This is a genomic window from Kosakonia sp. MUSA4, assembly GCF_013085925.1.
In the GTDB taxonomy this organism is placed as follows: Bacteria; Pseudomonadota; Gammaproteobacteria; order Enterobacterales; family Enterobacteriaceae; genus Kosakonia; species Kosakonia sacchari_B.
The window spans coordinates 2,611,718-2,627,758 of sequence record NZ_CP025697.1; the positions used below are offsets into that span (position 1 = coordinate 2,611,718).

Sequence of the window (16,041 nt, forward strand, 5' to 3'; positions counted from 1 at the left end):
TATGCAACTGACCGATAATCAAATTCGTCAGGTGATGCCGCATTTGCAGCGTTTTGCCCTGTGGCTGACCCGTAATCCGCACAGCGCGGAGGATCTGGTGCAAAGCTGCCTGACGAAAGCGTTGACGCGCAGGCCGGATAACGCCGGGGAGGAAAGCCTGCGCGCCTGGTTGTTCGCTATTCTCTACCGGCAATTTATTGACGGCGAGCGGCGACGCAAACGCTATATGAAGCTGCTCAGCTTTTTTACCGGCGAGGAAGCGCTTAGCGACTCGTCGGAGTCGCTGGCAATTGCCGACGATACGCTGGCGCTGTTCGCCACATTGCCCACCGAGTATCGAGTCATTCTGCTGCTGGTGAGCGTTGAAGGGCTGAGTTATAAAGAGGTGGCCGCTACGCTGGATATTCCGACCGGCACCGTAATGTCCCGCCTGTCGCGGGCACGCAAAATGTTGCATGAGAAATTAGAAGGTAAGGTAACACCGTTACCGCTGAGGAGATTGAAATGACGCTGCCACCTGATGAACACGATCTGCATGCCTGGATGGATGGCGAAACCGATGAAGCGACCTCAAAGCGGATTGAACACTATCTGGCGCAAAACCCGGCGGCTGCCGCACAAGTCGCGGGATGGCGGCGCGATGCGCAGCAGTTGCGCCAGGCAATGCAGCAGCAACACGTGCAACTGGAAAGCCCCGAACCGCACTATTTTCGTCGCCAGGTGCGGCAGCAACGCCAGTGGAAACTGGCGACAGCATTCGCGCTGGTGCTGGCGCTGAGCGTCGGCGGTTTTACTGGCTGGCAGATGAAAGAGTCGCAAATGTTGATGACCCATCAGCCGATGGAAGATGCGGTACAGGCTTATAAACTGTTTGATAATAGCGCCGTCACGCCGATGGATGTGGTTGCCACGCAGCAAACAGAACTCACCCGCTGGGTGTCGCGCTATTTCATTAACGGCCATCAGCCGCCGAACCTGGAGCAGTACGGCTTTACGCTGGTTGGCGGACGGTTGATTGCCACCGCGCAAGGACCCGCCGCGCTGATTATGTATCAGGGGCCGAGCGGCACGCGGGTTGGCTGGTATATCCGCCCGCTCAGCCCGGTGAAATTACCGCACGGCGAACGCCAGGCCGATGACGTTATGGCGCAGTACTGGAGTGATGAGCATTACAACTACGCGCTGGTGACGCCGATGAATTCCGCCGCCGTCAACGGGCTGCGTAAAGCGGTTTCGCAGGCGACCAGTTAGTTTTGCGACTTAAGAACGCTGGACAAACCGCGGGCTAACAGTTGACGCGGTGCGTCGCTGCCATCAACAGGAAGCAGCGTTCTGCTGCGTATTTTCCAGCGCCCGGTATGGCGTTCCAGCAGCCAGCGGTTAACCACAACCCGGTGGATACGATACCCGGTTGACGCGCCATGGTTGGCGAGTTCCCGACGCTCACCCTGCTTATCCAGCATGATGATCTGTAAATAAGAGGTCACGATGGCGCTGTCACCACGTAAGTCGATCAGCGGCAGGCCAGCGAAATGCGCCAGTCCTCCCCGAATCGCCTCTTCATGTTCCGGGCGCAGAATAAAGGCGGCGATCGCCTCCACGCCTTGAGCACCATCCAGGCTTTCGCCGCGATCAAATATCCCGTCCGGCATATAAATCGATGCGGTGTAATCGGCAAGTGCGGTATCTGCACTCGGCGGATGTGAGGCAATCAGTTCATAAATGGCTAATGTGTCTTCGATTCGCTGAAGTCGCTGCACAATCTCATCAGTCACGGTCGGTTTCTCCTGTTATGCACTGATAGCGACTATAACTGTTCTTATTCATTCTATAATCAGTACATTATTGCATGCAGTGATTAGCTGAACTTAACAATGGTGCCGGGGAACGGATGATCAGCAGCAGCGATTTTGTCGCGTTAAAAACATTTTTGATGGTGGCGGAACACCTAAACTTCCGGGCGGCTGCCGCGCAGTTGGGTCTCTCCACATCAGCCGTCAGCCAGCAGATCGCGGCACTGGAAGAGCGGTTGGGGCTGCGGCTGTTTAACCGCACAACGCGTTCCGTCAATCTCACCGATGATGGTCAGGCGCTCTATCAGCACACTGCGCCATTGCTGGAAAATCTGACGCAGGCGTTTGGCAGTGCGCAATCCCGCAGCCGCTCCCTGCGGGGAACGCTACGAATCCATGCTTTTCGCTCGGCGGCGCAGCGTTTCCTTGATCGAAAAGTCCCTGGCTTTTTGGCCACCTGGCCTGATGTGCGTATCGATATCACCACGCAGGATGCGCCGGTTGAACTGGTATCCGGCGGGTACGATCTTTCGCTACGGCTGGGCGAGGTGCTGGATCCGGGATTGGTTGCCGTTCCTGTCGGCGGCCACCTGCACCAGATTGTGGTCGCCTCTCCCACTTATCTGGCGTCACACGCGCCGATCCGCCACCCCCATGATTTGCGCCAGCACAACTGCATTGGCTGGCGCTGGCCTGGTGCCGCAATGCCTGCTGCCTGGCAATTTCAGGGGAACAACCAGACGCTGACGCTGCCGCTGTCGGGGAATCTGGTGGTGGACGATCGTGAACGCCAGTATCAGGCCGCCATCGCCGGGCTTGGTCTTGCGCAAGTCACCGCTGAGCGGGTTGAAGCGCACCTGGTTTCCGGTGCGCTGGTGCGGATTCTGACTGCGTGGGAAATGGAGTTTGACGGTTACTACCTGTGCTGGACGGCGGGGAAAACCATGTCTTCGACGATGCGTGCATTTATTGACTGGCTGCGCGCAGATTAAGCGCGCCGGCCGTTGACGATAATTTTTGCCCAGATATTCTGGTCGTCATACTGGCCGTTGAGAAATTCCGCCTGTTTCAGGCAGCCTTCCAGCGTAAAACCATTACGTTTCGCCACCTGATTACTGGCGTGATTCGCCACCCGGCATTTGATGACAAAGCGCCGCACATCGCCCCGGCGGGCATAAAACGCCATCAGTGCCTGCAACGCCTGCGACAAAATCCCCTGCCCCTGAGCCTCTTTATCCAGCCAGTAACCGATATAGGCCGTCTTGTTAAGCGGTTCGATGGAATTAAACGCCAGCACGCCCGTGACAACCTCATCAACAACGATCATAAAGGTCTTCGCGTAGCCACGCTGGTGCAGCAGCATGTTGCTCTGTAGCGTTTTACGGGTATCGTCCACCGTGCGCACATACTGCGGCCAGTCGAGAAACTGCTGCAAATGGTCGCGATTTTTCACGATCAACTGGTATAAATCATGCACAAAGCGTTCGTCTGCGGCCTGCAGGGCAATACGGTCGTTAACGGGAATGGTGGTATCTGAGTGATGTTCCGTTGCCATTACGCCTCCGGAAAGCATTCGCCCCCAAACGGGGGCGAAGGAAGATTAACGCATCACGCGGTCGTCAACGTAGTTACGCTTGTCCGCCGCGGGCGGGAAATATTGATACAGCCAGGTTTCACTGATGGCATCGCCCTGACAGCGCAGGAACATGCGCATCTCCACCGGATCGGTGGAATCATTGGTCGGATACCAGTCGAAGAGAATACGGTAACCGTCGAACGGTTCCACATACAGGATTTCAACCTGTTTCGCTTCGCCGCTGGAGAGCGTGATCACCGGCTCAATGCCTTTCGGTGCGGCCGCTTTCAGATCGCCGCCAACGAAATCGATGGCAAAACGACGCGCCCATTTCTCCGGATAATGCTCGCCCGGCGCCCAGCCTTCCGGGAAGCCGCCCATCCCGGTGCGGGTCGCGTAGACGCGCGCCAGCGGTGAACGTACCGGCGGCATCGCGCTCCAGTACAGACGATACTGGAAAGCAAACTCGTCACCCGCTTTCACCGGTTTTTCCGGCTGCCAGAAGCAGACAATGTTATCCAGCGTTTCGCCGGTCGTCGGGATCTCCATCAGGCTTACCGCTCCTTTGCCCCAGCGGTTGCGCGGCTCGACCCACAAACTTGGGCGTTTGTTATACCAGCCCATCACATCCTGATAGTGGGAGAAATCGCGATCCAGCTGCAACAGACCAAAGCCTTTCGGGTTTTCATCCTGGAAAGCGTTGAACTGCAATTTCTGCGGGTTATTCAGCGGGCGGCAGATCCACTCGCCGTTGCCGCGCCACATCGCTAAACGGTCAGAATCATGAATTTGCGGGTGAATGGTGTCGCACACGCGACGCTCATTGTTGCCGCAGCTGAACATACTGGTCATCGGCGCGATGCCGAGCTGTTTGATGTCTTTACGCGCGTACAGACGGTTATCCACCTCCATGATCACCTGGCTCTCTTCGCAGTGGATCACGAATTTGTAAGCCCCGGTGATACTCGCGCTGTCCAGCAGTGCATAGACGGTAAAGGTGGTATCAGACGGTTTCGCGGTTTCGAACCAGAAGGCGGTAAAGTCCGGGAACTCTTCCGGCTGATCGGTAAAGGTGTCAATGGCCACGCCGCGCGCGGAAAGGCCGTACTGGAAGGTGCTGTCCACCGCACGGAAATAGCTCGCGCCGAGGAACGAGACGATATCGCGGCGCGCCAGTTCCGGCGCTTTGAAGGCACGGAAACCGGCAAAACCGAGGTCGCTCTGGCCTTCCAGCTGTTTGGTATCCACGCCCGCATCGTGATAGTTGAACAGTTCCGGGCGGAAGTGAATTTCACGCGCCTGATGCGTTCCCTGATCCAGCGAGAACATGCGCACGCGGCGGCGGAAACCCATGCCGACGTGGAAGAACTGCACATCCAGTTGACGCCCGTCGACGTTATTCCACAGCGAATGCTGCGCATCGTACTGGATGCTGTTGTAAGCCTGCGGCGTCAGGTTTGCCAGCGTATTCGGCAATGCTTTCGGCGCACCGCCCCACGGCTGCTCCGACAGATCGTGCGCCATTGATTGCAGCACAGAGAAGTCAAAACGGCGGCTCTGCCCATCGGCAATATCCGTCTCTGCCGCAAACGCCGCGCGGGAGAAAAGAGATGCAACACCGGTGGTGCCGTAGGTGGCTGCAAGGGCCATGGATGCCTGAATAAATCGTCTGCGGTTCATGCCTGGTAACACGTCCTTCTGGTCGTAGAATGGCATTTCGCAATTGTGCGAAATAGCGACAAAAGCATTTCTTTATTGAACGCACACTCTAGACAAAATTCATTGAGAATCCAATTGTTGGCAGTTGAGAATTTACTCAAAACCGAAAATATTTCCTGTCGTTCGGATCAACCCGAAAAGGGTGTAAAGGTAATCCCCCACTTCTGTGTTCGCATTTTAGCGGGCAATAACCTGTACAGATTGTCCACTTCGCTGAACAGAGGCCGCGTTATCCACTTCCGGGCACAACGCCCACAGCTTATATACTTGAATCGCACAAATGGATTGTGCAGATGGCGATCGAAACGCTAATTGCTGAGAGGATTTCACGCATGTTAACCAAAGATGGACACGCATTTGCTTGTGAGAAAGAGGCGCTGGCTTTATTAGAGTTCTCAATGGGTTTTGTCTGGCAGGCTGCGCTACGCACGGCGGTTATTTTAGGCGTTGCCGAACAATTAACGGCAGAAGCGAAAACGGTGGAGCAACTTTCCGCCGCGCTGAATACTGACAGCGACCGGTTGCGACGTATTTTGCGCATTCTGGCATCGCGTGGTCTCTTTCACTGCGCAGAAAACGATGTTATTTCCCTGACGCCAATGGCGGAATTACTGCTCGAGGATCACCCCTGGTCATTACGTCATGCCATTCTGATGCTGACGGATAAAACCTTCTGGTGGCCCGCACTGGAACTGGCCGAGACGGTGCGCGGCGGCGATGCCTTCCACAGGCTTTTCGGCTGCGCATTTTATGATTACTGGGCGCAACAGGATCAAACGAATAACGTATTTCACCGCGGAATGTACTCAATGTCACGAGTTGAAAATGAAGTGCTGGTGCGCGCTTATGATTTTCCGCCCCAGGTAACCGTGGCGGATATTGCCGGAGGGTATGGCAATTTATTGCTTAATATATTGCGTCATAACCCAACCACGAAAGGTATTCTTTTTGACCGCGCCGAGGTATTAAGCGGGAATATTTTGCACCAGCTCAATGATAATTCCCGCTGGTCATTAATGGCGGGCAATTTTTTTGAAACCTGCCCGTCTGCAGATATTTACGTATTGAAGTACATTGTTATGGATTGGGTCAGCGAGAAGGCACTGCAAATATTGAAAAACTGTCGTAAGGCAATGCCTGCTCAGGGCAAAGTGCTGTTACTGGAGCCCTATATCGCCGCGACAGATAACGATCCCGGCAGTTACGCCGTGGATCTGCTGCTGCTCAGTAGTTTTGCCGGCGGGCAGGTCAGAACGCCGGAAGAACTCGACGCCCTCTTTTCGGCCGCCGGGTTAAAACTGAACCGCATTATCCGCACAAAGAGTTGGTTATCGATTATTGAAGCGGTCGCAGCGTAACGCGCAGAGAGAAAAGAGCCCCTGCCGGACATCAGGCGGCAGGGGCCAGAGTAGTAAAACGTTATTTTGCGCTCACGCTAACATCAATACCGGGGAAATATTTATCCGCCAGGCTTTTGATGGTGCCGTCAGCACGAACTTTATCAATGGCGGCATCAAGCTGTTTTTTCGTCGCATCGTCACCTTTGCGCAGCCCAAAACCGATGCCGCTACCGAGGATCGTATCGTCCGATACCGGTTTGCCGATAAAGCCAAACCCTTTCCCCTGCGGCTTGCTGAGGAAACCTGCCTGCCCCGCCGCCGACATCACCAGTGAGGCGTCAATACGGCCGTTCAGTAAATCTCCCCACGCCATATTCTGATCTTTATACGACACCACCGTGACACCGTGCTTTTCCCAGTGCTCTTTGGCGTAAGTTTCCTGAATGGAACCCTGTAACACGCCGATGGTTTTCCCTTTTAGCCCTTCCGCAGTAGCTTCCATCCCGTCGCCGCTTTTACCGACCAGTTGTGAAGGAATACGGTAGATTGGCTGCGTGAAATCGATGCTTTTACGCCGTTGTTCGGTGATGTTCATCGCCGAGTTAATGGCATCAAATTTTTTCGCCGTCAGCCCTGGGATCAGCGCATCAAACGAGGTTTCCACCCAACTGCACTTCAGCTGCGCGGCTTTACAAATGGCGTTACCCAGCTCGATATCAAACCCTTCCAGCTCGCCTGCGGCATTACGGCTCTCGAACGGCGGATATTCCGCCTCAACGCCGTAACGCAATTCTGTTGCCGCGAATGAAGAGAGTGAGCAGAGCAAACCCATACCCAGACAGAGTGCTTTTAGTTTCATTATTAACGCTCCTTAGCGTGGCTTAACACGACACAGGGCCTGCGCGCCTGCTCTTAATGTGGCCTCATCTTTGGCAAAAGAGAGGCGAATGAGTTTGTTATCTGTCCCGTCTGTATAAAACGCCGACAGCGGAATGGTGGCAACACCGTAATCAGTAATCAGGCGTTTGACCATCTCGCTGTCGCTCTCATCGCTGAACGCACTGTAATCCGCTAACAGGAAGAAAGAACCGGCGCTGGGTAACAGGCGGAACGGTGAATCAGCCAGCAGCGTTTGCAACAGATCGCGCTTGCGCTGATAAAACGACGACAGCATCAGCCAGCCTTGCGGATCGCGCATCTGCTCGGCAAACGCGTACTGCATCGGGGTATCGGCAGAGAACATCAAAAATTGATGTACCTTGCAGATTTCATCCATCAATTCGGCGGGGGCAACGCAGTAACCTACGCGCCAGCCGGTAACATGATAGGTCTTCCCGAAAGAAGAGACGATCACGCTGCGCTCCGCCAGTTGCGGGTGCGTCGCCATGCCGTGATGCGGTTCACCGTCAAATACCACGTGCTCGTACACCTCATCCGAGAGGATCACAATATCCGTATTGCGTGTTAAGGCGGCCAGTTGATCGAGGTCAGCGCGGGAGAAAACCTGCCCGCTGGGGTTGTGCGGCGTGTTAATGATGATCATCCGCGTGCGCGGCGTAATGGCGGCCCGTACTTCATCCCAGTTAACGGCGAAATCCGGCACCGTCAGCTTAATGGCAATCGGAGTGGCGCCCTGCAAACGAACAATCGGCGCATAGCTGTCAAACGACGGTTCAAAGTAGATCACTTCATCGCCCGGATGCACCAGCCCGCTAATGGCGGAGTACAAGCCCTGGCTGGCGCTGGCGGTGATCAACACTTCGCTGTCGACGTCGTAATCCGTGTGGTAGAGATCGGCAATTTTCTGCGCAATGCGCTCTTTCAGCGGACGCAGACCGGTCATCGGCGCGTACTGGTTGTGATTCTCCTGCATGGCGCGGGTAACACCGGCAACCAGTTGCGGATCGCAGGGGAAATTGGGCGCGCCCTGAGAGAGGTTAATCGCGTTGTGCTCGGCGGAAAGCTGGCCAATCACGGTAAAAATGGTGGTGCCGACATCAGGTAATTTGGAGCGGGTTCTCACCGGCGTGCGCAAAGTCATTGTTCATCCTTTCGCTAAAAAGTGCATAAGCATTCAAACCAAAAGTGCGCTGTCGCGACAATCGAATTGTTGTCATAATAGCCATGATAAAAACGCATAGCTGGAGTCGCCATGTCGTACCGAACCCTGCCGTTGAATGCCATTGACGCCTTTCTGGTCACCGCCCGCCATCTCAATTTGACGCACGCCGCGCGTGAGTTATGCCTGACGCAGGGCGCGGTTAGCCGCAAGATCGCCGCGCTGGAAAGCTGGTTTGGCTTTCCATTGTTTGAGCGCCACGCGCGCGGGCTGCGCTTATCCCCGCAGGGCAGCGCCCTGCTGCCGGAACTGCGCAGCGCCTTTGAACACCTGTTGATGGTTGCCGACCAGGCGCGCGCGCAGCAAACGGTGGTGCGGCTGAAGGCGCCGACCTGCGCCATGCGCTGGCTGGTGCCGAAGCTGTTGCACATTGAGCAGTGCTACCCGGAGTTGCAGATTGCGCTCACCACCACCACCGATCACACCATCAATTTCAAAACAGAACCTTATGACGCAGCGATTGTGTTCGGCACGCAGTTAAGCGCCGGGGATTTGCTGTTTGAAGAGGCGCTGACGCCGGTACTGAACAGTGCGCTGGCCGCAAGAATGCCGCTGGAGAAAGCGACGCTGCTGCATCCGACGCGGGATAAAACCGACTGGTCCCTGTGGCTGGCGAAGCAGCAGGATTTCCAGCCGGTTATGAGGAAAAATCAACACTTCGACACCATGGATCTGGCGATTACCGCCGCCATCCAGGGGCTGGGGATGGCCATTGCCGACGAGACAGTTGTGGCTGAGGATATCCGCGCCGGGCGGCTACAGCGGCCGTTTGCGCTGAGTATCAAGACCGGTGCCAGCTACCGGCTGGTCCTGCGCCAGTCGGGCAATAAAGCCGACGGGCTGGCGGCGTTTCGTGAGGGCTTGCTGGCGGCTAATCCAGCTTAACGTGGTGGCGCATCACCCGCCGGAAGAAGCTCAGACGCGCGCGCATAAAGCGATTAACCAGGCGAAATCCTGCATGTTTATTCAGTCCGATGCGCAGCAGTCTGTCGCGCCCGCGCACGCAGGCCAGCCAGTTCACCGGGCCGGAAAGCGATTCACAATGACGGCTGGCATGATGGGCAAACTGCACCCAGTAATCAGCAAGATGCGCGGCAAACGCCAGATCGCGTGGGTTAACGTAGCTGCGCGATGGCTCCGAAAGCATAAGATTGTCGAATACGTACGGTACTTCGTTACCGTGCCACGCGCCGTTGATGTAAGTGTCATGCGCCGCTTCCGCGACATAATCAAACCAGTAGCGCCAGCAGGGTTGCCGCACCCGCTGCTGCGCCTGCATCACCACCAGCCCGAGCGTGGTAAATGCCATATCGCGACACACCTGGCGGCCCAGCTCGGCATCGCCCTTCACGCCCGGATAAAGCAATTTAATCAGCCCTAACCCGAGGCGCTGCTCGCGGCGAATTTTCTCGATCTGTCCGGCGAGATCGACGCCAAACTCGGCCATCACGCTGGCTTCATCGCTGTTAGAGCCAATCATCACCGGCATCGGGTGCTGCCGTGCGGCAAAAAACACATCCAGCGTCGGTTCCGGCAGTACCTCGTCGCCGGCAATCGGCGCGGGGGCAATTTTCAGCGGCGCAACCAGCGGCCAGAACGCATCGGCCGGGATCGCCCGCAATTGCTCTGCACTGGCGTTTGGCAGGCCAAAATGGGCAGCAACCGCTTCACCTTTTGCCAGTGCCGCTTCCCGCGGCGTATCCGGCAAGGTATAGCTGCTCTGAATAATGCCTTTATGAAACAGCCCTTTTGCCAGTGGAGAAGCCATCAGCGCCATCACGCTGCGCGCCCCGGCCGATTCGCCAAACAGCGTAACGTTTTCCGCATCGCCGCCAAACGCGGCAATGTTCTCCTGCACCCAGCGCAAGGCGGCGATTTGATCGAGCAAACCGAAGTTATACGCGCGCTCGCCCTCTTCGGCTTCCAGTGCCGGATGGGCGAAAAAACCGAGATGGCCGAGCCGGTAATTGAGCGTCACCAGCACCACGCCGCGCGCGGCCAGCGCTTTGCCGTCGTACGGCGGCAGCCCGCCGGAACCCATGGTAAACCCGCCGCCGTGCAGCCAGACCATCACCGGCAGCGGTTTTTCGCGTTCGGCGGGCGACCAGACGTTAAGGTAGAGGCAATCTTCAGAGAATTGACCCGGATCGCCACCACCAATCTGCTGGCAAGACTCGCTGTTTTGCCAGCAGGCGGCAGAAAAACGGTCGGCGATGCGAACCCCTTGCCAGGGTTCCACCGGCTGCGGCGCGCGCCAGCGCAGCGGGCCAACGGGCGGCGCGGCAAACGGAATACCGCGCCAGACATCAAAGGCCGCTTCGCGACAGCCCAGCACGCTGCCGTGGTGGGTGTGCGCCAGCGGCGCGGAAGGATTTTCCATAACAATATCATCCAGAAATAACTGATTTCTGGCAGATTACCTGTTTTACAGCAGACCGCAACGTCGCTTGCTGCGCTCGGATGCCTCCTGATAGAGGGTAAATTCGTCGAGTACCGGGCAACCGAGCGCCGCTTCAAACTGCGCTTTGCTGGCGTTGCCGTGGCTGCGCGTCTGGGTTTCATTGCCGAGGTTGGACTGGAAGATCCCCGCCGCGCTGACCGGCAGAAAATCTTCATAGGTGATGGGCTGCGCCACTACCCAGCCGCGTTCGATCAGCGGTTGTGGATCGCCGCCGGGACGGATCGCCTGGCGATGCGCTTCGCCGGTCGGCGTCAACCGGTAGCGGAACCACGCCAGATCCTGCTTGCGTAACAACATTTCGCTGTCCGGGAAGGCTTTGAACACGTCCTGTAAATGCAACTGGTGCGTGAGATTGTCTTTGCCGGTGCCTGCCTCTGCCAATAACTGATCGTACAGCGCCCGCCCTTTTGGCGTCAGCGCCACGCCGCGCTGCTCGATTTCGCCGAAGCGCGCGGTATGCGTTCCCTGATGTTCACCGTTGAACAGCACCGGTTCATCCAGCGCTTTGAAGCTGGTTTGACGCAGTAAAATCGGCACATCACGGCGCGGCGGCCCTTCGATAAGGATCTTCGGCTCGATACCGTATTTCGGCATCAGCGCCTGCACACGATCAATATCCAGCGTGCGCGGCGTTAAGTGGTTGATATGGCAGCCAGGGAAACAGACCACATCGGCAATCAGCCGGTGCTCGTTGTGCAGCGCCTGGTACGTTTGCTCATCGACCGTGGCATGACGATGCCAGCGGAATGTCTCCAGCGCCTCCTGCACAAAAGCGTCGGCCTGCGGCGCGGTAAAACCGCCGTTCAGTTCATGCAGTTCAATCAACTGGCGGCAAGCCGGCGTAAAAATATCGCGCTTCGCCAGGATCGCCGCCGCTTTGTTGCGCAACGACTCGTTCTCTATCAACTCCAGCCGCAGCAGCGAGGTAAAAATGCGAAACGGATTGCGCGCCAGCGCGGCGTCATCCACCGGACGAAACGCGGTAGAGTGTACCGGTACACCCGCCTGCGACAGGTCGTAATAGCTCACCGGGTACATTCCCATAACGGCAAACATCCGCCGCAGCCAGGATAACTCTTCCGCAGTGCCCACCCGAATCGCGCCGTGGCGCTCAACATTAAGCCGCGCCAGCTCATCCGCATTGACCAGTTGTTCATGCAACCGGGGATTGTGTTCCAGAACGGCAAGGTTCACATCAGCAACCAGTTCCAGCAGCGTGCCGTATTGCGGAACTTCCTGCTGGTACATTGCCGACATGGCTTGTGAAAATTGTTCGCGTATCTCATCGGCCGTGATGTTGTAACCCATTTCATTTTCCTTCCTGTGTGCTCTCTTCTGGAGTGTAGGAAGCACATTCACACGCGTGATGGGAAATTTACAAAGTGTGATCGTGGCAGGAAACGGATGCCGCTGAAGCGCAAAAAACATAACGAAAAATTATGGAAATTGCCGAAGAAACCCATACAAAGTTGCTGGTTTCGTCACACTGCGCGGAAAATCTGTTTGTAACTCAAATAGATTAGATGTTAAGAATACTTTGCAATCAGGTTATCAAAATAAACAACTTTTCGTGTCACCGAATCCGCATAGTTTTTACATCATCTTATGGAAAAAAATGGTCTCTTTTCACAGCGCATTCGCCTGCGCCATTTACATACCTTCGTGGCTGTTGCTCAACAAGGAACTCTGGGGAGAGCGGCTGAAACCCTTAATTTAAGCCAGCCAGCGCTGTCGAAAACGCTGAATGAACTGGAACAACTGACCGGCAAGCGTCTGTTTGAACGCGGTCGCCTCGGCGCGCAGTTAACGCATGTCGGCGAGCAGTTTCTGACGCACGCGGTGCGGGTGCTGGATGCCGTCAATATTGCCGGGCAGTCGCTGGATCATAAAACGGAACAGAAAAGCGATCTGATCCGTATCGGCGCCCTGCCGACTGCCGCGCTGGGTATTTTGCCAGCGGTGATTGGCCAGCTGCATAAACAACAGCCGGATCTTAAGATTCAGGTCGCGACCGCCCATAACCCGATGCTGCTGGCCGGGCTGAAGTCCGGCGAGCTCGATCTGGGCATTGGCCGGATGTCAGATCCGGAGCTGATGAGCGGCCTTAATTACGAACTGCTGTTTCTGGAATCACTGAAACTGGTGGTGCGCCCAAATCATCCCCTGCTGCAAAGTACCATCACATTGAGCCGGGTACTGGAGTGGCCGGTGGTCGTTTTGCCGGAAGGCACCCCTCCGCGTGATAGTGCAGAAGAACTGCTGTCCAGCCAGGATTGCAAACTGCCCGCAGGCTGTATCGAGACGCTCTCCGCCTCGCTGTCGCGCCAGTTAACCGTCGGCTTTGACTACGTCTGGTTTGTGCCGTCGGGCGCGGTAAAAGATGATTTGCGTCTCGGCTCGCTGGTCGCTCTGCCGATTCCGCCGCTGGGAATCGGCGATCCGGTTGGCATTATCACGCGTGTTGATACGCCGCTGTCACCTGCTGCGCATACGCTTATCAGCACGATCCGTAAAATCATGCCGGGTTAACCCCCGGTACTTCATTGTTCTTCTTGTTGCGCAAATGGTAAACATCTCGTTAATTGTGTGATAAAAAGTGGTTGTTGATTAAGGGTTGTTGTTACACGAAATAGACTAACGCTGTAATAACCCGCATCCGGAAGAACCAATGAAATTTAAAACAGCGATTAAACCCTACCACGCCGCTGCCGGTGGTCTGGGCTCTCTGGAAGCCACCACTCGCTTCGTCATTGACAGCAAAAACGCCCTCAAAAATATGCGCAACTTGTTGCGCATGAACAAAGCACGGGGCTTCGACTGCCCCGGTTGCGCCTGGGGCGATGATAATAAAAGCACCTTCAGTTTCTGCGAAAACGGCGCGAAAGCGGTCACCTGGGAAGCCACCCGCCGCCAGATTGACGCCACGTTTTTTGCGCAACACAGCGTCAGCGCACTTAACCGCCAGAGTGATTACTTTCTTGAATATCAGGGGCGCCTGACCGAACCGCTGCGCTATAACCCGCAAACCGACCACTACGAACCGATTAACTGGGACGATGCGCTGGCGATGATCGGCGAACATATTCGGGCGATGGATAACCCCAACCAGCTTGAGCTGTACACCTCCGGGCGCGCCAGTAATGAAGCCTCTTACCTGTATCAGTTGTTTGGCCGCATGGTCGGTACGAACAACTTCCCGGACTGTTCCAATATGTGCCATGAAGCCAGCGGCGCCGGGCTAAAACGCAGCATTGGCGTCGGTAAAGGCACCATTCATCTGGTCGATTTTGATAAAGCGGACGCCATTTTTGTCTTCGGGCAAAACCCCGGCACCAACCATCCGCGCATGCTGCACAGCCTGCGTCACGCTGCCGATCGCGGCGCGCGAATTGTCACCTTTAACACCCTGCGCGAACGCGGCCTTGAGCGTTTTGCCGATCCGCAAAAGCCGCTGGAAGTGGTTACGCCAATGGCGGGAACCATTAGCTCTTCCTACTATCAGCCGAATCTCGGCGGTGATATGGCAGCGGTACGCGGGATCGCCAAAGCGTTGCTGGAAACCCAGCGTCAGCGCCTTGCTAACGGCGAAAGCAGCATCTTCGCAGATGACTTTATTGCTGAGCACACCCAGGGTATTGAGGCGTGGTTTGCACAAATCGATGTGACCGACTGGCAAACCATTGAGCAGCAATCTGGCCTCAGCCAGCAGCAGTTGCGTGATGCGGCGGCGGTCTGGCAGAGAGCAGAACGGGTAATCTGCACCTGGGCGATGGGCATTACCCAGCACAAACACTCGCTGGATACGGTACGGGAAATCACCAACCTGCAACTGCTCGGCGGCCATCTGGGTAAACCGGGCGCCGGGCTGTGTCCGGTGCGCGGTCACAGCAATGTGCAGGGCAACCGCACGATGGGGATCGATGAAAAACCGCCGCAGGCGCTGCTCGACAGCCTTGCCCGCCACTTCCATTTCGAACCGCCGCGCGAGCACGGTCACCATACGGTTGAAGCCATTCAGGCGATGCTGCGCGATGAAGTGAAAGTGCTGCTGGCGCTGGGCGGTAACCTTGCCTCTGCCGCGCCGGACACGCCGCTGACCTGCGAAGCGCTGCGCCGCTGCGGGCTAACGGTCTATATCAGTACCAAACTTAACCGCAGCCATTTAATGCCGGGTAAACAGTCGCTTATTCTGCCGACGCTGGGCCGCACCGAAGAGGATATGCAGGCTTCAGGCCGCCAGTTTGTCACTGTCGAAGACTCCTTCAGCATGGTGCATGCCTCCGAAGGGATCGGCAAACCGCTGGCGGCAACGCAGCGCTCGGAAACGGCAATTGTCGCCGGGATTGCCCATGCGACGTTAGGCACAGCGCAACTCGACTGGCTGGCGCTGGCCGCCGATTACAACCTGATTCGCGACCATATCGCCGCCACGATCCCCGGCTTTCAGAACTTCAATGCCCGTTGCGATGAACCCGGCGGTTTCTGGCTGGGTAATGCGGCAGCGGAGCTGCGTTTCAATACGCCATCCGCTAAAGCAGAATTCAGCGACGCGGCACTGCCTGACGCGGTCTGCCCGGAAATTGCCGCGCCGTTTGTGTTACAGACGTTACGCTCGCACGATCAGTACAACACCACCATTTATGGCCTCGATGATCGTTACCGTGGGGTTTATGGTCAGCGCGATGTGCTGTTTATGCACCCGGACGATATTGCTGCGCTCGGCCTGAGCGATGGCGATCGCGTCGATATTGAAACCCAGGCCACTGATGGCGTGGTTCGCCGCGTGGAGGATTTCCGCCTCGTCGCCTACGATATCCCGCGCGGCAACCTCGCGGCTTATTACCCGGAGACGAACCCACTGGTTCCTTTGACCCGCTTTGGCGACGGCACAGGGACACCAACCTCAAAATCGATCCCCGTTAGCGTCACTCCAGCGAAAACGCGCGCAACCCTGCGTATTGCCTGACTTTTTAGCCCGCGTCCTGCGGGCTTTTTACTCATTACCCGCCCCAACTTTTAACAACTTCGAATAA

At 56.5% G+C, this 16,041-nt stretch carries 14 protein-coding genes; 7 read left to right on the forward strand and 7 right to left on the reverse strand.

What is annotated here, in order from left to right:
• Position 1: 1 nt before the first annotated feature.
• Positions 2–508 (forward strand): RNA polymerase sigma factor, encoded by a 507-nt coding sequence (locus tag C0557_RS12380; protein WP_208658662.1) that lies wholly within the window; start codon positions 2–4, stop codon positions 506–508.
• Positions 505–1,251, forward strand: coding sequence for an anti-sigma factor (locus tag C0557_RS12385; protein ID WP_074776544.1), 747 nt, complete (start codon positions 505–507; stop codon positions 1,249–1,251). Before C0557_RS12380 ends, C0557_RS12385 begins: the two co-directional genes overlap by 4 nt.
• On the opposite strand, the gene C0557_RS12390 is transcribed toward C0557_RS12385, so the two are convergent.
• Positions 1,248–1,775 (reverse strand): nuclear transport factor 2 family protein, encoded by a 528-nt coding sequence (locus tag C0557_RS12390; RefSeq protein WP_208658663.1) that lies wholly within the window; start codon positions 1,773–1,775, stop codon positions 1,248–1,250. The genes C0557_RS12385 and C0557_RS12390 overlap by 4 nt on opposite strands.
• Before the next feature lie 116 nt (positions 1,776–1,891).
• Between C0557_RS12390 and C0557_RS12395 the strand changes: the two genes are divergently transcribed.
• The gene (locus C0557_RS12395) at positions 1,892–2,785 is read left to right on the forward strand and encodes a LysR family transcriptional regulator (RefSeq protein ID WP_208658664.1); all 894 of its coding nucleotides are present in this window, start codon (positions 1,892–1,894) and stop codon (positions 2,783–2,785) included.
• Here C0557_RS12395 and rimL read toward each other — a convergent pair.
• Entirely contained in the window at positions 2,782–3,348 is a 567-nt protein-coding gene (rimL, locus tag C0557_RS12400) for a 50S ribosomal protein L7/L12-serine acetyltransferase (protein ID WP_208658665.1), read from the reverse strand. The two genes, C0557_RS12395 and rimL, sit on opposite strands and share 4 nt — an antisense overlap.
• 45 nt (positions 3,349–3,393) lie before the next feature.
• Positions 3,394–5,049, reverse strand: a complete 1,656-nt coding sequence (locus tag C0557_RS12405; RefSeq protein ID WP_208658666.1) for a glucan biosynthesis protein D — start codon at positions 5,047–5,049, stop codon at positions 3,394–3,396.
• Between the two features lie 371 nt (positions 5,050–5,420).
• Here C0557_RS12405 and C0557_RS12410 point away from each other — a divergent pair, with 371 nt between their 5' ends.
• Complete coding sequence (locus C0557_RS12410) at positions 5,421–6,446, forward strand: methyltransferase (protein ID WP_208658667.1); 1,026 nt, start codon at positions 5,421–5,423, stop codon at positions 6,444–6,446.
• A 61-nt stretch (positions 6,447–6,507) separates the two neighbouring features.
• Here C0557_RS12410 and C0557_RS12415 read toward each other — a convergent pair whose 3' ends face one another.
• Together C0557_RS12415 and C0557_RS12420 are read right to left on the reverse strand one after the other, a co-directional pair.
• Complete coding sequence (locus C0557_RS12415; protein WP_074776549.1) at positions 6,508–7,287, reverse strand: ABC transporter substrate-binding protein; 780 nt, start codon at positions 7,285–7,287, stop codon at positions 6,508–6,510.
• 12 nt (positions 7,288–7,299) lie between these two features.
• Positions 7,300–8,469: a pyridoxal phosphate-dependent aminotransferase gene (locus C0557_RS12420; RefSeq protein WP_208658668.1), complete on the reverse strand. Its 1,170-nt coding sequence runs from the start codon at positions 8,467–8,469 to the stop codon at positions 7,300–7,302.
• A gap of 111 nt (positions 8,470–8,580) precedes the next feature.
• On the opposite strand from C0557_RS12420, the gene C0557_RS12425 reads away from it, so the two are divergent.
• Positions 8,581–9,432: a LysR family transcriptional regulator gene (locus tag C0557_RS12425; RefSeq protein ID WP_208658669.1), complete on the forward strand. Its 852-nt coding sequence runs from the start codon at positions 8,581–8,583 to the stop codon at positions 9,430–9,432.
• Here the strand turns inward: C0557_RS12425 and C0557_RS12430 are convergent.
• Together C0557_RS12430 and C0557_RS12435 are read right to left on the reverse strand one after the other, a co-directional pair.
• Positions 9,419–10,927, reverse strand: a complete 1,509-nt coding sequence (locus C0557_RS12430; protein WP_208658670.1) for a carboxylesterase/lipase family protein — start codon at positions 10,925–10,927, stop codon at positions 9,419–9,421. The two genes, C0557_RS12425 and C0557_RS12430, sit on opposite strands and share 14 nt — an antisense overlap.
• 45 nt (positions 10,928–10,972) lie before the next feature.
• A complete protein-coding gene (locus C0557_RS12435) occupies positions 10,973–12,316 on the reverse strand; it encodes a VOC family protein (protein ID WP_208658671.1) in 1,344 nt (447 codons plus the stop codon).
• A gap of 297 nt (positions 12,317–12,613) precedes the next feature.
• Here C0557_RS12435 and C0557_RS12440 point away from each other — a divergent pair, with 297 nt between their 5' ends.
• A complete protein-coding gene (locus tag C0557_RS12440) occupies positions 12,614–13,537 on the forward strand; it encodes a LysR substrate-binding domain-containing protein (RefSeq protein WP_074776554.1) in 924 nt (307 codons plus the stop codon).
• Positions 13,538–13,676: 139 nt separating this feature from the next.
• Positions 13,677–15,974 carry an FdhF/YdeP family oxidoreductase gene (locus C0557_RS12445; RefSeq protein WP_208658672.1) on the forward strand — a complete coding sequence of 766 codons (2,298 nt, stop codon included), beginning with the start codon at positions 13,677–13,679 and terminating at the stop codon, positions 15,972–15,974.
• Positions 15,975–16,041 lie beyond the last annotated feature (67 nt).

Excerpts from the sequence above, each read along its gene's own strand:
- C0557_RS12380 (WP_208658662.1), top strand. The coding sequence starts at position 2 with ATGCAACTGACCGATAATCAAATTCGTCAGGTGATGCCGCATTTGCAG.
- C0557_RS12385 (WP_074776544.1), top strand. The coding sequence starts at position 505 with ATGACGCTGCCACCTGATGAACACGATCTGCATGCCTGGATGGATGGC.
- C0557_RS12395 (WP_208658664.1), top strand. The coding sequence starts at position 1,892 with ATGATCAGCAGCAGCGATTTTGTCGCGTTAAAAACATTTTTGATGGTG.
- rimL (WP_208658665.1), bottom strand. The coding sequence starts at position 3,348 with ATGGCAACGGAACATCACTCAGATACCACCATTCCCGTTAACGACCGT.
- C0557_RS12405 (WP_208658666.1), bottom strand. The coding sequence starts at position 5,049 with ATGAACCGCAGACGATTTATTCAGGCATCCATGGCCCTTGCAGCCACC.
- C0557_RS12410 (WP_208658667.1), top strand. The coding sequence starts at position 5,421 with ATGTTAACCAAAGATGGACACGCATTTGCTTGTGAGAAAGAGGCGCTG.
- C0557_RS12415 (WP_074776549.1), bottom strand. The coding sequence starts at position 7,287 with ATGAAACTAAAAGCACTCTGTCTGGGTATGGGTTTGCTCTGCTCACTC.
- C0557_RS12420 (WP_208658668.1), bottom strand. The coding sequence starts at position 8,469 with ATGACTTTGCGCACGCCGGTGAGAACCCGCTCCAAATTACCTGATGTC.
- C0557_RS12425 (WP_208658669.1), top strand. The coding sequence starts at position 8,581 with ATGTCGTACCGAACCCTGCCGTTGAATGCCATTGACGCCTTTCTGGTC.
- C0557_RS12430 (WP_208658670.1), bottom strand. The coding sequence starts at position 10,927 with ATGGAAAATCCTTCCGCGCCGCTGGCGCACACCCACCACGGCAGCGTG.
- C0557_RS12435 (WP_208658671.1), bottom strand. The coding sequence starts at position 12,316 with ATGGGTTACAACATCACGGCCGATGAGATACGCGAACAATTTTCACAA.
- C0557_RS12440 (WP_074776554.1), top strand. The coding sequence starts at position 12,614 with ATGGAAAAAAATGGTCTCTTTTCACAGCGCATTCGCCTGCGCCATTTA.
- C0557_RS12445 (WP_208658672.1), top strand. The coding sequence starts at position 13,677 with ATGAAATTTAAAACAGCGATTAAACCCTACCACGCCGCTGCCGGTGGT.